15 protein-coding genes and 1 other annotated feature are annotated in these 16,767 nt (G+C 46.8%); all 15 genes read left to right on the plus strand.

Annotated elements, in window-relative coordinates:
- The first annotated feature begins 161 nt into the window (after nt 1-161).
- The 15 genes from sigH to fusA all read left to right on the plus strand — a co-directional run bounded on the left by sigH (nt 162) and on the right by fusA (nt 16,696).
- A complete protein-coding gene (gene sigH, locus ASF12_RS14185; RefSeq protein ID WP_056035760.1) occupies nt 162-812 on the plus strand; it encodes an RNA polymerase sporulation sigma factor SigH in 651 nt (216 codons plus the stop codon).
- 328 nt (nt 813-1,140) lie between these two features.
- Nucleotides 1,141-1,290, plus strand: coding sequence for a 50S ribosomal protein L33 (gene rpmG, locus ASF12_RS33720; protein WP_015847242.1), 150 nt, complete (start codon nt 1,141-1,143; stop codon nt 1,288-1,290).
- 18 nt (nt 1,291-1,308) lie between these two features.
- On the plus strand, nt 1,309-1,518 hold the full coding sequence (secE, locus tag ASF12_RS14190; protein ID WP_046234208.1) for a preprotein translocase subunit SecE: 210 nt from the start codon (nt 1,309-1,311) through the stop codon (nt 1,516-1,518).
- 23 nt (nt 1,519-1,541) lie between these two features.
- On the plus strand, nt 1,542-2,075 hold the full coding sequence (gene nusG, locus ASF12_RS14195; RefSeq protein WP_046234209.1) for a transcription termination/antitermination protein NusG: 534 nt from the start codon (nt 1,542-1,544) through the stop codon (nt 2,073-2,075).
- Between the two features lie 101 nt (nt 2,076-2,176).
- Nucleotides 2,177-2,602: a 50S ribosomal protein L11 gene (rplK, locus tag ASF12_RS14200; RefSeq protein WP_046234210.1), complete on the plus strand. Its 426-nt coding sequence runs from the start codon at nt 2,177-2,179 to the stop codon at nt 2,600-2,602.
- 138 nt (nt 2,603-2,740) lie between these two features.
- Nucleotides 2,741-3,433 (plus strand): 50S ribosomal protein L1, encoded by a 693-nt coding sequence (gene rplA / locus ASF12_RS14205; RefSeq protein ID WP_056035763.1) that lies wholly within the window; start codon nt 2,741-2,743, stop codon nt 3,431-3,433.
- Between the two features lie 16 nt (nt 3,434-3,449).
- Nucleotides 3,450-3,603: a sequence feature (ribosomal protein L10 leader region), on the plus strand.
- Nucleotides 3,604-3,663: 60 nt separating this feature from the next.
- Entirely contained in the window at nt 3,664-4,167 is a 504-nt protein-coding gene (gene rplJ, locus ASF12_RS14210; RefSeq protein ID WP_056035766.1) for a 50S ribosomal protein L10, read from the plus strand.
- Nucleotides 4,168-4,247: 80 nt separating this feature from the next.
- Nucleotides 4,248-4,607 (plus strand): 50S ribosomal protein L7/L12, encoded by a 360-nt coding sequence (gene rplL / locus ASF12_RS14215; protein WP_046234213.1) that lies wholly within the window; start codon nt 4,248-4,250, stop codon nt 4,605-4,607.
- Between the two features lie 215 nt (nt 4,608-4,822).
- The gene (locus tag ASF12_RS14220; RefSeq protein ID WP_056035770.1) at nt 4,823-5,419 is read left to right on the plus strand and encodes a class I SAM-dependent methyltransferase; all 597 of its coding nucleotides are present in this window, start codon (nt 4,823-4,825) and stop codon (nt 5,417-5,419) included.
- A 310-nt stretch (nt 5,420-5,729) separates the two neighbouring features.
- Nucleotides 5,730-9,296, plus strand: coding sequence for a DNA-directed RNA polymerase subunit beta (gene rpoB, locus ASF12_RS14225; protein ID WP_056035773.1), 3,567 nt, complete (start codon nt 5,730-5,732; stop codon nt 9,294-9,296).
- A 117-nt stretch (nt 9,297-9,413) separates the two neighbouring features.
- Nucleotides 9,414-13,016 carry a DNA-directed RNA polymerase subunit beta' gene (gene rpoC, locus ASF12_RS14230; RefSeq protein WP_414812582.1) on the plus strand — a complete coding sequence of 1,201 codons (3,603 nt, stop codon included), beginning with the start codon at nt 9,414-9,416 and terminating at the stop codon, nt 13,014-13,016.
- A 218-nt stretch (nt 13,017-13,234) separates the two neighbouring features.
- Nucleotides 13,235-13,465 (plus strand): ribosomal L7Ae/L30e/S12e/Gadd45 family protein, encoded by a 231-nt coding sequence (locus tag ASF12_RS14235; RefSeq protein WP_056035776.1) that lies wholly within the window; start codon nt 13,235-13,237, stop codon nt 13,463-13,465.
- Between the two features lie 157 nt (nt 13,466-13,622).
- Nucleotides 13,623-14,042 (plus strand): 30S ribosomal protein S12, encoded by a 420-nt coding sequence (gene rpsL / locus ASF12_RS14240; RefSeq protein ID WP_046234218.1) that lies wholly within the window; start codon nt 13,623-13,625, stop codon nt 14,040-14,042.
- Between the two features lie 51 nt (nt 14,043-14,093).
- The gene (gene rpsG, locus ASF12_RS14245) at nt 14,094-14,564 is read left to right on the plus strand and encodes a 30S ribosomal protein S7 (protein ID WP_046234219.1); all 471 of its coding nucleotides are present in this window, start codon (nt 14,094-14,096) and stop codon (nt 14,562-14,564) included.
- Between the two features lie 56 nt (nt 14,565-14,620).
- Nucleotides 14,621-16,696 (plus strand): elongation factor G, encoded by a 2,076-nt coding sequence (gene fusA, locus ASF12_RS14250; RefSeq protein ID WP_056035778.1) that lies wholly within the window; start codon nt 14,621-14,623, stop codon nt 16,694-16,696.
- Nucleotides 16,697-16,767 lie beyond the last annotated feature (71 nt).

Genomic DNA, 16,767 nt, shown 5'->3' on the forward strand with positions numbered 1-16,767 from the left:
TTCTGGATGTATCTGTAAAATTTTCGACACTTTGAATAGGTTTTGTTATCGATTCGGGGTCTAAATCGGTTGACGTTGTCAGGTTACATAATGTATACTGGCTCTATATTTGCTGGCTATGAATCTAGCGGCGTACGCCTTGCAGGCCGGAGGGATAGTTTGTGAGCATCGACCTCAAAGAATGGAGTACGCTCGAATATGACTGCAGTACGGACGAGGAAATCGTAGAAGCGGTTCGCAATGGCGACAGTCTGGCGCTCGAATATTTGATTAACAAATATAAGAATTTCGTTCGAGCTAAAGCACGCTCTTATTTTCTTATCGGTGCGGACCGGGAAGATATTGTGCAGGAAGGCATGATCGGACTGTATAAGTCTATTCGCGACTTTAAAGGGGACAAGCTCGCAAGCTTTAAAGCATTTGCAGAGCTGTGCATTACGCGGCAGATTATAACGGCGATTAAGACGGCCACCAGGCAGAAGCATATCCCGCTCAATTCCTATGTCTCGCTCGATAAGCCCATTTACGATGAAGACTCCGATCGTACTTTGCTTGATGTCATATGCGGGACCCGGGTATCAGATCCGGAAGAGTTGATCATTAACCAGGAAGAGTTTAGCGGTCTGGAAGACAAAATGTCCGAAATTTTGAGTGATCTTGAACGCAAGGTGCTCATGCTTTATTTGGATGGAAGGTCCTATCAGGAAATAGCAGTTGATCTGGATCGTCATGTGAAGTCTATTGATAATGCACTACAGCGCGTGAAGCGGAAGCTTGAACGTTATTTGGAAGTCCGGGACATAAGCGGGTAACAGTGTCATCATACTTATAGCTTAAGTGAGAATGCAGAAGCTGTCCTTTTCTCTGTAATTGTAGAAGAGGATGGCTTCATTTCCGTTTTAAATCGGAAAATGCTGCCTATACTTGTAGAAACAGGGCGGACCCGATGCCGCCTTGTTTCCAGCTTTTGTACAAGCTCGCATTCTATCTTTTACATTGACATCCAGTATGTCGTGTGATAAAGTGTTCGGGTAGGCCTAAATATGAGGTTTTTTTTCGTGTTGGCCTTCATTTCATCTTGAGGTACTGCATGTTTCAGGGTGAACAGGTATTTAGTAGCAGTTCGGGAGGTGTAATTCAATGCGGGTTATTATCACGTTGGCATGCACAAACTGCAAACAGAGAAACTATGCGAGCAGCAAGAACAAACGCAATCACCCCGACCGCATCGAGTTGAAGAAGTTTTGCAAGTTTTGTAACGAGCAGACTCCTCATCGCGAGACGAGATAGTCAAATGGAGGTGTGACCGTGGCATTTTTGGCTAAAGTGAAGCAAAGCTTCGGAACAACGTTTGGTTTCTTTGCTGACAGCTGGGCAGAACTGAAAAAGGTTCGTTGGCCAAACCGTAAAGAGTTGACAAGCTATTCTATCGTTGTCGTTTTGACGATTACGGCTGTGACGATTTACTTTTGGCTTCTTGACATCGGGATCTCGTCTCTAGTTGAACTGATTGTTTAAGAAGGGTCCAAAGGTGAATTGAAATGGAAAAAAGATGGTATGTCGTACACACTTACGCCGGTTATGAGAACAAAGTAAAAGCCAATTTGGAACGCCGTTTGGAATCGATGGGCATGGAAGACAAGATCTTCCGCGTACTAGTTCCGATGGAAGAAGAAGTGGTCGAGAAGGACGGCAAGAAAAAAACCGTTCAACGTAAAGTTTATCCAGGCTACGTTCTCGTAGAAATGGTTCAAACTGACGATTCTTGGTATGTTGTTCGCAATACGCCGGGTGTTACAGGATTCGTAGGATCGACAGGATCAGGCTCGAAGCCGATCGCTCTTATGCCAGACGAAGTCGAACAGATTTTGAAGCATATGGGTATGGAGGAACCGAAGCCGAAGATCGAATTCGATCTGAAGGAAACTGTACGGGTCAAGGAAGGTCCGTTCGCGGATTTCGTTGGTACAGTAGAAGAAATTTTGCTGGACAAAGCGAAGCTCAAGGTTCATGTCAACATGTTTGGCAGAGAAACGCCAGTTGAGTTGGATTATACTCAAGTGGAAAAGATCTAGTTCCGGTATTTCTGTAGAACGCCAGCTTGCTGGGGGGATGCAGAAGCACCAAACTCGTTAGTTGTATGTTGTGGATTACCAGGGTAAGGAGGTGTATAGTCATGGCTAAGAAAGTCATCAAGATGGTCAAACTGCAAGTTCCTGCAGGTAAAGCGAATCCAGCTCCACCTATCGGTCCGGCGCTCGGTCAAGCAGGCGTTAACATTATGGCGTTCTGTAAAGAGTTTAACGCTCGTACAGCAGATCAAGCAGGTTTGATTATTCCGGTTGTTATTTCCGTATTTGAGGATCGTTCATTCACATTCGAAACTAAAACTCCACCGGCAGCAGTATTGCTCCGCGTAGCAGCAGGTATCGAAAAAGGATCAGGCGAGCCGAACAAGAAGAAAGTAGCTACCGTTAATCGCGCTAAGGTCCGTGAAATCGCGGAACAAAAAATGCCCGACTTGAATGCAGCTTCCGTTGAAGCAGCAATGCTTATGATCGAAGGCACTGCACGCAGCATGGGCGTTACAATCGTTGACTAATTGCGTTTGATCCGTTAGGATAACAAACGAAGGGCTGACTGTTACAAGGATGCTCGGACTGTGAAGCTTAGGCTTCACTGTGGGAGGATTTTCCCTAGGAGGATTTTCCGCTATAACCACTTGAGGAGGATATTTACAATGGCTAAACATGGCAAGAAGTATGTAGAAGCTTCCAAGCTGATCGATAGCGAAGCGACTTACGAGTCGTTAGAAGCGATTGAGCTTGTGAAAAAAGCAGCAACAGCTAAATTCGACGAATCCGTTGAAGTTGCTGTACGTCTGGGTGTAGACCCTCGTAAACAAGACCAAGCAGTGCGCGGCGTCGTTGTACTTCCGCACGGTACTGGTAAAACTAAACGCGTCCTCGTATTCGCAAAAGGCGACAAAGCGAAGGAAGCAGAAGCTGCTGGCGCTGATTTTGTCGGCGACGCAGACATGATTAACAAAATCCAACAAGGCTGGTTCGATTTCGACGTTTGCGTAGCAACGCCGGATATGATGGCTGAAGTTGGTAAACTTGGTCGTATTCTCGGTGGTAAAGGCCTTATGCCTAACCCTAAAGCCGGCACAGTAACGTTTGACGTTTCTAAAGCCGTGCAAGAGATTAAAGCCGGTAAAATTGAATACCGTCTGGACAAAGCTGGTCAAATCCATGCTCCAATCGGTAAAGTATCCTTTGATGCTGATAAGCTTGATGCTAACCTTCGCGCTCTTGTAGAAGCTTTGGTTCGTGCTAAACCAGCTGCAGCTAAAGGTGTATACTTGAAAAACATCGCCGTTTCCTCGACAATGGGCCCTGGCGCTCGCGTCTCCGCTGCTAGCTACCGCTAATAGCAAGGAACGGAACTAAAATCGAACACGCATACCGTAGACAGTAGGTGCCGAAAGGCTTAATTTCCTACCGAGGTGTTATGATAAAGCGTTTGTGTGCGGCCTTGGGTCGTACTAACGAACCATCATGGCCTTCGCTACTTAATAGCGGAGGCTTTTCTCATGCATCGCGGCAAGAGATCTGACTCGTCAAATAACGGAATGTACAAATAATACAGGAGGTGTACAGTTTGGCAAACGCAAAAATCATCCAAGAGAAACAACAAGCGGTTGAAGTTATTACAGCAAAGCTTCGTGATAGCTCCAGCACTGTCGTTGCCGATTATCGCGGATTGAACGTTGCGCAAGTTACAGAACTTCGCAAACAACTGCGTGAGGCTGGCATCGAGTTTCAAGTTTTGAAAAACTCGCTAGTTCGCCGTGCTACTGAAGCAGCTGGTCTTTCTGAGTTGAATGAGATTCTAACTGGACCGACAGCTATTGCTTTCGGTAACGAAGATGCAGTTGCTCCAGCAAAAATTCTTAATGATTTCGCTAAAAAGAACGACGCTCTGAAACTTAAAGGCGGCGTTGTTGAAGGTAAAATCGTTGATATGGATCAAATCAAAGCGCTGGCGGAACTTCCGTCCCGCGATGGATTGCTTTCCATGCTCCTCAGCGTATTGCAAGCCCCAGTGCGCAACTTCGCGCTTGCGGTTAAAGCAGTTGGCGAGCAAAAAGAAGCTCAAGCTTAATTTTTTTCACACGTATCGAATCTGCTGCTCGTTTAAACTTGCAGCTTAAAAAAACTAAACCCACTTCTGGAGGTATAACCATGTCTAAAGATCAAATCTTGGAAGCCATTAAAGTTATGACCGTTCTTGAACTGAACGATCTTGTTAAAGCAATCGAAGAAGAATTCGGCGTTACTGCTGCTGCTCCTGTAGCTGCTGTTGGCGGCGGCGCAGCTGTTGAAGCTGAGCAAACTGAGTTCACTGTTATCCTTAACAACGCTGGTGCTTCCAAAATCAACGTTATCAAAGTCGTTCGCGAAATCACAGGTCTTGGCCTGAAAGAAGCGAAAGATCTGGTTGATAGCGCTCCTAAAGCAATCAAAGAAAACGTTGCTAAAGAAGAAGCAGAAGCAGTTAAAGCTAAGCTTGAAGAAGCTGGCGCAGCTGTAGAAGTTAAGTAATATCTCTTCTTTAGAAGATAGCGGGCCCCTTGAAACGCTACGTTTCAAGGGGTTCGTTCTATGTTTAAAATAAAAATATTTATAAGCTAGACACTTATAAATGTTTTTATTTCATCGCGAAACGGAAGCTTTGCCACCAGAGGACGGCAACAGCCGTTTACGCTTGAATCTATGAAAGTATAAGGTTCGACCTTATCAGGTCAGGGGGGATTCGCATGTCAGACCATTACTATTCGCCAAGCCCCGGCGTGAAAAGTGACCGGCGCATTCACGAAGAAAAGCTGCGCGGTTTTGAATTGAAATTTATGACGGATGCTGGCGTTTTTTCGAAAACGGGTGTCGATTACGGCACGCGTGTGCTGCTGGATGCACTGGAGCTGAAGGGCGAACGCAGCGTATTGGATGTCGGGTGCGGATACGGGCCGATCGGTCTTACCATTGCTCGGCTTGCTCCGGAAAGCCATGTAACGATGATAGATGTGAATGAAAGAGCGGTAGAGCTGTCCAAAGAAAACGCGCACAACAACGGCATAAAGAATATAACGGTTTATCAAAGCGACGTGTATGAAGCGGTTCGGCAGTCCACATTTGATATGATCGTCACTAACCCTCCTATACGGGCTGGGAAAGAGATTGTACATCGTATTTTTGAAGAAGGCTATGGGCTATTGGCTCCTGGCGGAACGATGTGGGTCGTCATTCAGAAAAAGCAGGGCGCCGCATCAGCGGAAGCGAAGCTTGAGACGTTGTTCAGTGAAGTAATCGAAGTGACGAAAGATAAGGGCTATCGAATTTACAAAGCTGTTAAATGAGTCATTTGATTCCTTGACTTGACTTTCTATATGTGGTAAGATTATAAAATGTCAGCATTAAATTGGGCTAAATCTCTTTAGTCAACTAAAATGTCAAGTGCGAATTTTTAGCGCAAAATGCATATAGAATGCGTAGTTGACGTATAATGTTTACATTTTGGGCAAAATTACTTGATATGGATTCTATACGCTTGCGCTGCGTATGGTTGGCTCGTGGAACATGCTCTTTTTTCGAACTATTCGATAAGGGCTTTTCTTTATTTGAATAAGTAAGCAGTTACGCAGTACGTTTCGTTGCTGTGAGACAGACATGAGGGGTGAGGTTAAGTTGGCAGGACAACTTGTTCAGTATGGTCGGCGCACGCGGAGAAGTTATGCCCGAATCAACGAGGTGCTGGAAGTCCCGAACCTGATTGAAATCCAACAAAAATCGTACGAAAAATTCTTGGAAACAGATTTAATTGAGTTATTCCAAGATATTTCGCCGATTCAGGACTTTACGGGCAATCTATCGCTTGAGTTTATCGACTACAGCTTGGGCGAACCGAAATATTCGGTCGATGAATCAAAAGAACGCGATGTGACGTATGCTGCTCCACTACGCGTGAAAGTGCGTCTCTTTAATAAAGAGACGGGCGAAGTGAAGGAACAGGAAGTTTTCATGGGTGACTTCCCGCTGATGACAGAGACCGGCACGTTTATCATTAACGGAGCGGAACGGGTTATTGTCAGCCAATTGGTGCGCTCCCCAAGTGTGTACTTCAGCACGAAGGTTGATAAAAACGGGAAGAAAAACTACACAGCGACCGTTATCCCGAATCGTGGAGCTTGGTTAGAGCTGGAGACGGATGCTAAAGATATTGTCTACGTTCGTATCGACCGCACTCGGAAAATTCCGGTTACGGTACTTTTGCGTTCGTTAGGCTTCGGCACTGACGCTGAAATATTGGAATTGCTCGGCCATGACGAGTATATTCGCAATACGCTTGATAAAGACAACACGGATTCTACCGAGAAAGCGCTGATCGAAATTTATGAGCGCCTTCGTCCAGGTGAGCCGCCTACGCTTGATAACGCGAAGAGCTTGCTCGTAGCACGCTTCTTTGATCCGAAACGCTATGATCTAGCAAATGTAGGACGTTACAAGATTAACAAAAAGCTTCATATCAAAAACCGTCTATTCAACCAGCGCTTGGCTGAAACGCTTGTCGATCCTTCGACAGGTGAAATCATTGCCGAAGCAGGTCAAATGATTGACCGCCGCTTGCTGGATGACATTTTGGAGAAGCTTGAAACGAATGTCGGCTTCAAAACGTATCACGTCGCCAATGGCGTACTTGATGCAGATAGTATTCCACTGCAAGCAATCAGTGTATTCTCGCCGCTTGACGAATCCAAAGTGATTAAGGTCATTGCGAACGGAATTATTGATAAAACAGTGAAGCACGTCACGCCGGCAGATATTATTGCTTCCATTAACTATTTCCTTAACCTGCTTCAAGGTGTAGGAAGCACGGATGACATTGACCACTTGGGCAACCGTCGTCTGCGTTCTGTAGGGGAGCTTCTGCAAAACCAATTCCGTATCGGTTTGTCCCGTATGGAAAGAGTTGTGCGTGAACGGATGTCGATTCAGGATGCTAACGCGATTACGCCGCAGGCGCTGATTAACATTCGTCCCGTTATAGCTTCGATTAAAGAGTTCTTTGGATCCTCACAGCTCTCGCAGTTTATGGACCAAACGAATCCGCTTGCTGAACTGACGCACAAACGTCGTCTGTCTGCACTCGGACCCGGCGGTTTGACGCGTGAGCGCGCGGGCTTTGAAGTCCGTGACGTCCATCACTCCCACTATGGGCGGATGTGTCCGATCGAGACGCCAGAGGGACCGAATATCGGTCTGATCAACTCCTTGTCCTCCTTTGCCCGCATTAACGAATATGGCTTCATTGAAGCTCCTTATCGTTGGGTAGATGCGAAGACAGGAATTGTAACGGAACAAATTTCGTATTTGACTGCAGATGAAGAAGACAACTATGTAATCGCGCAAGCGAATGCGAAGCTGACTCCAGAAGGAACATTCGAAGAGAGCAGCGTTATCGTTCGTTACAACAAGCAAGCTGACAACATCCTTACGATGCCAAGCGAGCGCGTTGACTACATGGACGTTTCTCCTAAACAGGTAGTATCGGTTGCGACGGCGCTTATTCCGTTCCTGGAAAACGATGACTCCAACCGTGCGCTAATGGGTTCCAACATGCAGCGGCAAGCCGTACCTCTCTTGATCCCGAAAGCACCGCTTGTCGGTACGGGTATGGAGCATAAGTCGGCTAAAGACTCCGGTGTATGTATTGTCTCCAAACATGATGGAATTATTGAACGAGTATCTGCCAATGAGATTTGGCTGCGCCGTGTAGAGCAAATTGACGGCAAGTCGGTAACTGGCGATCTCGTTAAGCATAAGCTTCATAAGTTTACGCGTTCCAACCAAGGAACATGCATTAACCAGCGTCCGCTTGTACACAAAGGCGACGTTATCCAAAAAGGCGATATTCTCGCTGATGGACCGTCAACTGAGCAAGGCGAATTGGCACTGGGCCGCAACGTGGTCGTTGCCTTTATGACATGGGAAGGCTACAACTATGAGGATGCTATCCTTCTTAGTGAGAAGCTTGTTAAAGAAGACGTATATACCTCGATCCACATTGAGGAATATGAGTCGGAAGCCCGTGATACGAAGCTTGGACCAGAAGAAATTACACGCGACATTCCGAATGTCGGCGAAGAAGCACTGAAAAATCTCGACGAGCGCGGTATTATCCGTGTTGGTGCAGAAATCAGTGCAGGCGATATTCTCGTTGGTAAAGTAACACCTAAAGGTGTAACAGAGCTGACAGCTGAAGAGCGTCTTCTTCATGCGATTTTCGGTGAAAAAGCTCGTGAAGTAAGAGACACTTCGCTTCGCGTACCGCATGGTACTGACGGAATCGTTGTGGACGTAAAAGTATTTACCCGCGAGAACGGCGATGAGCTGCCTCCTGGTGTAAATCAACTCGTTCGTGCTTATATCGCTCAAAAACGGAAAATTTCCGAGGGTGATAAAATGGCCGGACGTCACGGTAATAAAGGGGTTATTGCCCGCATTATGCCGGAAGAAGATATGCCGTTCCTGCCAGATGGCACACCAGTTGAAGTTGTTCTCAACCCACTGGGCGTACCTTCCCGTATGAACATCGGCCAAGCGCTGGAAGTTCACTTGGGTCTCGCTTGTAAACGTCTTGGCTTGCATGCTGCGACGCCTGTATTTGACGGCGCGCGGGAGAATGACGTTTTTGATGCCATGGAAGAAGCAGGCATGCAGCGTAATGGTAAGACTGTACTTTATGATGGTCGTACGGGTGAAAACTTCGAACGTGAAGTTACTGTTGGCGTCATGTACATGATCAAACTCGCGCACATGGTTGATGATAAAATCCATGCTCGTTCCACAGGTCCTTACTCGCTCGTTACGCAACAGCCATTGGGTGGTAAAGCTCAATTCGGCGGACAGCGTTTCGGTGAGATGGAAGTATGGGCGCTTGAAGCATATGGTGCTGCTTACACCTTGCAAGAAATTCTTACAGTCAAATCCGATGATGTTGTTGGTCGCGTGAAGACGTATGAGTCGATTGTTAAGGGCGAGAACGTACCAGAGCCGGGCGTACCAGAGTCATTCAAAGTATTGATCAAAGAACTTCAAAGTTTGGGTATGGACGTCAAAATCCTGACCGAAAATGAAGAAGAGATCGAGCTGAGAGAGTCGGATGACGATGATGACGCAGCAGGAGATAAGCTGAATCTTAATTTAGAAGGCGCTGAAGTAGGCGCTCTTGAATAAAAACCTAGCCCAGCTGCGTGTACGCTTCTAGCGAATACGCAGCCGCTAGTATGCATGAAATAGCCATACATGACGAAGGAGGGTTGCTCCTTGTTGGACGTGAACAACTTCGAGTATATGAAAATTGGGCTTGCCTCGCCTGAGAAAATTCGTTCCTGGTCCCGCGGAGAAGTTAAAAAGCCGGAAACGATCAACTATAGGACGTTAAAACCGGAGAAGGAAGGCCTCTTCTGCGAGAAAATTTTTGGTCCTACCAAAGACTGGGAGTGTCACTGCGGCAAGTACAAGCGCGTTCGCTATAAAGGCGTCGTCTGTGATCGCTGTGGCGTTGAAGTAACACGTGCGAAAGTTCGCCGTGAGCGTATGGGACATATTGAGCTTGCAGCTCCTGTATCCCATATCTGGTATTTCAAAGGGATTCCTAGCCGCATGGGCTTGGCATTGGATATGTCGCCTCGTTCGCTTGAGGAGATCATCTACTTTGCATCTTATGTTGTAACTGATCCTGGTGATACGCCGCTGGAGAAAAAGCAGCTGCTGTCCGAAAAGGAATACCGCAGCTACCGTGAGAAATATGGCTACGGCTTCCACGCTGGAATGGGTGCTGAAGCAGTCAAAAAACTGCTGCAGGACATTGAAGTGGAGAAAGAGCTGGAACAGCTTAAAGAAGAGCTTCGTACGGCTCAGGGCCAACGTCGTAACCGTGCCATCAAGCGTCTTGAAGTTATCGAAGCATTCCGCAATTCTGGCAATGAGCCGGAATGGATGATTCTCGATGTGCTTCCAGTTATCCCTCCTGAGCTTCGCCCGATGGTACAACTGGATGGCGGACGTTTTGCAACGTCTGACCTTAATGACCTGTACCGTCGTGTAATCAACCGTAACAACCGTCTAAAGCGCCTGCTTGATCTGGGTGCTCCTGACATTATCGTGCAAAATGAGAAACGTATGCTTCAAGAAGCAGTTGATGCGCTGATTGATAACGGCCGTCGTGGTCGTCCAGTGACTGGACCGGGTAACCGTCCGCTCAAATCGCTCAGCCATATGCTTAAAGGTAAGCAAGGACGTTTCCGTCAAAACTTGCTCGGTAAACGTGTCGATTACTCTGGCCGTTCCGTTATCGTAGTAGGACCGAACCTGAAGATGTTCCAATGCGGACTTCCGAAGGAAATGGCGCTTGAGCTGTTTAAGCCATTCGTTATGAAAGAACTCGTCAACAAAGGACTTGCGCACAACATTAAGAGCGCGAAGCGCAAAGTTGAGCGTGTAAGCCCTGAAGTATGGGATGTTCTTGAAGAAGTAATTAAGGAGCACCCGGTTCTTCTTAACCGTGCCCCGACCCTTCACAGACTCGGTATTCAAGCATTTGAGCCGATTTTGGTTGAAGGCCGCGCCATCAAGCTTCACCCGCTCGTATGTACCGCTTATAACGCGGATTTCGACGGTGACCAAATGGCCGTTCACGTACCTTTGTCTGCAGAAGCACAAGCGGAAGCTCGCTTGCTCATGCTTGCATCGGGCAACATTTTGAACCCTAAAGACGGCAAGCCAGTCGTTACGCCTTCCCAGGATATGGTTCTCGGCAGTTACTATCTGACGATGGACAACAAGGAAGCGCATGGTACGGGTTCGGTGTTTGCAACGGTGAATGAAGCGGTATCGGCGTACCAACGCGGTATTGTTTCGCTGCATGCACGGATCTTTATTCCGGTGAAAGTTTTGAAAAAGACTGTGTTCACCGAAAAACAACAGCAGTCGTTGATGTCAACGACGGTTGGTAAAGTTATTTTTAACGAAATTTTCCCGGAAGATTTCCCGTATATCAACGAGGCTACGAAAACGAACCTCTTGAACGGTACGCCGGATAAATATTTTGTATACGAAAAAGGCAGTGATTTGAAAAAAATCATTGAAGAATTGCCGATAGCAGGCGGTGTAGGTAAAGATTATCTCGGTAATATTATTGCTGAGTGCTTCAGAAACTACCATACGACGCTGACGGCTGTCATCCTTGACCGTATCAAGCAGCTCGGCTTCACTTACTCCACGCGTGCAGGTATTACGATCGCCGTATCGGACGTTATCGTGCCGCCGGAGAAAACAGAGCTTCTTAAAAAATCGGATGATCAGGTTGCTATCGTTATGAATCAGTACCGTCGTGGTCTGATTACGAACGAAGAGCGTTATGACCGGATTATTAGCATTTGGAGCAAATGTAAAGACGAGCTGACGGAAATTTTGATGAAGTCCATGGATCGTTACAACAACATTATGCTCATGGTTGATTCGAAGGCACGGGGTAACAAATCGCAAATCACCCAGCTGGGCGGTATGCGTGGTCTGATGGCCAACCCATCGGGCCGGATTATCGAGTTGCCAATCAAATCGAACTTCCGCGAAGGTCTGACGGTACTCGAGTACTTCATCTCGACGCATGGAGCGCGGAAAGGTCTCGCGGATACAGCTCTTCGTACAGCTGACTCCGGTTACCTGACTCGTAGGCTCGTTGACGTTGCACAAGACGTTATCGTTCGTGAAGAAGATTGCGGAACCGATAAAGGCTTCTCCGTGAGCAAAATTCAAGACGGTAAAGAGGTTATTGAGGATCTGTACGATCGTATTGAAGGCCGTTACGCTTTCGAGACGGTTCGTCATCCGAAGACTGGCGAAGTTATCGTCAGCCGCAATGATCTGATTGACTCGAACAGAGCCGATGCGATTATTGATGCGGGTATTGAAAAACTGCAAATCCGTTCCGTGCTTAGCTGCCGCGCTCGTCATGGCGTATGTAAAACTTGTTATGGCCGCAACCTGGCAACAGGCAAGCATGTTGAAATCGGTGAAGCAGTAGGTATCATTGCCGCTCAATCCATCGGTGAGCCAGGAACACAGCTCACGATGCGTACATTCCATACCGGCGGTGTTGCCGGAGACGATATTACGCAAGGTTTGCCGCGTATCCAGGAGCTTTTCGAGGCGCGTAATCCGAAAGGTCAAGCGATTATCACCGAGCTTGATGGTGTGGTCAAAGAAATTCGTGAAGCGAAGGATCGCCGTGAAATCGAAGTTCAAGGTGAAGCGGAATCCAAAACTTATGCGATCACTTACGGTTCGCGTATCCGTGTTGTAAAAGGTCAGCATCTTGAAGCCGGCGACGAGCTGACAGATGGTTCGATTGACCCTAAAGATATGCTTCGGATTAAAGGTATCCGCGGCGTTCAAAACTATATTTTGCAGGAAGTACAGCGCGTCTACCGGAACCAAGGGGTAGAAATCAATGACAAGCACATTGAAGTCATGGTTAAGCAAATGCTCCGCAAAATCCGTATCGTTGATGCGGGAGAAACGAAGCTTCTGCCAGGCGCATTCGTAGACATTCATGAATATGAATCTGCCAACCGCGAAGCGATCTTTGCTGATAAAGAGCCAGCAGTAGCCAAACCGGTATTGCTCGGTATTACGAAAGCGTCTCTTGAGACGGATTCGTTCTTGTCGGCAGCTTCTTTCCAAGAAACGACTCGCGTCTTGACTGACGCTGCTATTAAAGGCAAAGTCGATCAATTGCTTGGTCTGAAGGAAAATGTTATTATCGGTAAGTTGATTCCAGCTGGTACGGGTATGCCGCGTTATCGCAATATCCGTCTGGTAGGACTTGAGGATGAGCAGGAAACTGTTGTAAACCAAGGCGAACTGGAATCAGAAGCAGTTACCGTTGACTAAAGCTTGAAGCATGCATGCGGCGGCGGCCTCCCCTAGTAATTGAGGGGAAGCTGTCTGCGTATGCGTACATCGAGGCTATAGCAGCTTTTCAGAAGAGGTAAAGACTAGCATTTGCGGTTTTTCTGATAAAGCTACTTGACACTCTAGGTGTACAGGTGATACTATATCGAAGTGTGCCTAATTGTGTGATCTTCTACCGCTAAAGGATAGGTGATTCCATGCAGTTTAAAGTTGGCGCGAAACAGACGACGAAGATGCTTGAGCAAGATAAAGCAGTCGAAGTCTACATTGCTCAAGATGCAGATCCGCGAATGAAAGAGAAAGTTATTCATTTGTGTGAGCGGTCGAGTATCCCGGTCAAATGGGTAGAAACGATGCAAGACCTTGGGAAAACCTGTGGAATTGATGTCGGAGCTGCTATGGCAGCGCTCGTAACCGATGATGAATAAAGGAAAAAAGCATTTTTGCTGGTGCAACTTCAACCTGATGATGGACTGGTAAGAATTTTTATTTGTTCTTTTATGAACCACCTGGATCTGTGGGCTTTAAAATTAGGTGTAATGTCTACCATATTAAATGACATGAATAACGGAAGGGGGTGGCAACATGCCAACAATTAACCAGCTAGTCCGTAAAGGACGCCAAGCTAAAGTCGTAAAATCGAAATCGCCAGCTTTGCAAAAAGGTTTCAACGCCTTGAAACGTGAAGCTACAAACATCAGTGCTCCGCAAAAACGCGGTGTGTGCACTCGTGTAGGTACAATGACTCCGAAAAAACCGAACTCTGCACTTCGTAAATACGCGCGTGTACGTTTGACTAACCGCGTAGAGGTTACAGCTTACATTCCGGGTATCGGACATAACCTTCAAGAGCACAGTGTCGTATTGATCCGTGGCGGACGGGTAAAAGACCTTCCGGGTGTACGTTATCATATCGTTCGCGGCGCTTTGGATACAGCGGGTGTTAACAACCGTAACCAAGCTCGTTCGAAATACGGTGCTAAACGTCCTAAAGTTAAGAAATAAAAATGGTTTTACCACTAATGAAATTATCATTCAAGAAAGGGGGACTTTCTCATGCCACGCAAAGGTCCTGTAACAAAACGCGATGTGCTTCCGGATCCGGTTTACAATAGCAAACTGGTAACGAGACTCATCAACCGCATTATGATCGACGGTAAACGCGGAACAGCTCAAACGCTGTTGTACGATGCCTTCAAACTGATCCAAGAACGCACGGGTAAAGATCCGATGGAAGTGTTCGAAGCAGCTTTGAAAAATATCATGCCAGTACTTGAGGTTAAAGCACGCCGTGTCGGCGGTGCCAACTATCAAGTGCCGATCGAAGTTAAACCTGAGCGCCGTACATCGCTTGGTCTCCGTTGGCTCGTGAACTACTCACGTAACCGCGGTGAGAAAACGATGGTAGAGCGTTTGGCTGCTGAAATTACTGATGCTTCCAATAACACTGGTGCATCCGTTAAGAAGCGCGAAGATACACACAAAATGGCAGAAGCAAACAGAGCGTTTGCTCACTACCGTTGGTAGGATTCGGCTAACGCTGAATCAACAAATAATCTCATTTAATGAGAGGAGATCAGTTCATGGCTAGAGAGTTCTCCTTGAAAAATACACGGAATATCGGGATTATGGCGCATATCGATGCGGGTAAAACCACTACAACTGAGCGTATCTTGTTCTACACAGGCCGTACTCACAAAATCGGAGAGGTGCATGAAGGCGCCGCTACGATGGACTGGATGGAACAAGAGCAAGAGCGCGGTATTACGATTACGTCTGCCGCGACGACTGCTCAATGGGATGGTCACCGCATCAATATCATCGATACCCCAGGACACGTTGACTTCACAGTAGAAGTTGAACGTTCCCTCCGCGTATTGGACGGGGCAGTTGGCGTTTTCAGTGCAAAAGAAGGCGTTGAGCCTCAGTCCGAAACCGTATGGCGTCAAGCAGACCGTTACGGTGTACCTCGGATCGCTTATATCAACAAAATGGACATTATCGGTGCAGACTTCTTGAACGTTATCAAGGATATGCGCGAGCGTCTACAAGCAAATGCTGTTGCGATTCAAATTCCGATTGGCGCTGAAAGTGATTTCGTAGGCGTTATCGATATCGTTGAACGCGTAGCTTACAAATACAAAGATGATCTCGGAAAAGACCCTGAGAAAATCGAAATTCCTGCTGAGTACGCCGACCAAGTCGAAGAACTCCGTACGGAATTGATCGAGAAAGTTGCCGAGCTGGACGAAGAATTAACAATGAAATATCTGGAAGGCGAAGAAATTACGATTCCAGAAATTAAAGCAGCGCTTCGTAAAGGCGTTTGTGAAGTTAAAATCTTCCCAGTTATCGTTGGCTCCTCGTACCGTAACAAAGGCGTTCAAATGATGTTGGATGCTGTTGTTGACTATCTTCCATCGCCACTTGATGTACCAGCTATTAAAGGTATGCTTGATGACGGTAGTGAGGAAATTCGTCAATCTTCGGATTCAGAACCGTTCTCGGCTCTGGCATTCAAAATCATGACGGATCCTTATGTAGGTAGATTGACGTTCTTCCGTGTGTATTCTGGCGTCCTGAAATCCGGTTCGTATGTTCTGAATGGTACAAAGAACAAACGTGAGCGTATTGGTCGGATTCTGCAAATGCATGCGAACAGCCGTCAAGAGATTTCCGAAGTTTACTCCGGAGATATCGCAGCTGCAGTTGGTTTGAAAGATACCATTACAGGTGACACGCTTTGTGATGAAAAACATCCGATTATTCTTGAGTCGATGAATTTCCCTGAGCCAGTTATCTCGGTTGCTATCGAACCAAAAACGAAAGCTGACCAAGACAAACTCGGTATCGCGATTTCCAAGCTTGCGGAAGAAGATCCTACATTCCGTGCGCATACGGATGAAGAAACAAACCAAACGATTATCTCTGGTATGGGTGAGCTTCACCTTGAGATTCTAGTTGACCGTATGCTTCGTGAATTTAAGGTTGAGACAAACGTTGGTAAGCCTCAAGTTGCTTATCGTGAGACGTTCCGTCAAGCTGCAAAAGTCGAAGGTAAATTCGTACGTCAATCCGGTGGTAAAGGTCAATATGGCCATTGCTGGGTTGAATTCGTTCCACAAGAGCCGGGTGAAGGCTTCGTGTTCGAAAACAAAGTTGTGGGTGGATCGATTCCTCGTGAATTTATCGCTCCAATCCAAGCTGGTATCGAAGAGTCGATGAAAAACGGCGTTATCGCTGGATTCCCGCTCGTTGATGTTAAAGCGATTGTTTTCGACGGATCTTATCATGATGTTGACTCCTCGGAGATGGCGTTTAAAATTGCAGGTTCGATGGCGCTTAAAGCTGCCAAAGAAAAATGTAAGCCAGTTCTGCTTGAGCCAATCATGAAAGTTGAAGTTACTGTTCCTGAAGAGTACATGGGCGATGTAATGGGTATGTTGAACTCCCGTCGTGGTCGCATTGAAGGTATGGATACTCGCGCAGGTGCGCAAATCATCCGTGCTAAGGTGCCTCTCTCCGAGATGTTCGGTTATTCCACAACACTTCGTTCTGGTACACAAGGACGCGGTGTATTCTCGATGGAGCTTTCTCACTATGAAGAAGTTCCTAAATCGATTGCTGAAGAGATTATTGCTAAAAACAAAGGCGAATAATATTTGCCTTTGTCTAGGTTAGTCTTTTTTACTCCGGTTGGCATTACAGCTTGCTAAGCAAGCAAGTGTTC

It is taken from the genome of Paenibacillus sp. Leaf72, from assembly GCF_001422685.1.
Taxonomy (GTDB): Bacteria; Bacillota; Bacilli; order Paenibacillales; family Paenibacillaceae; genus Pristimantibacillus.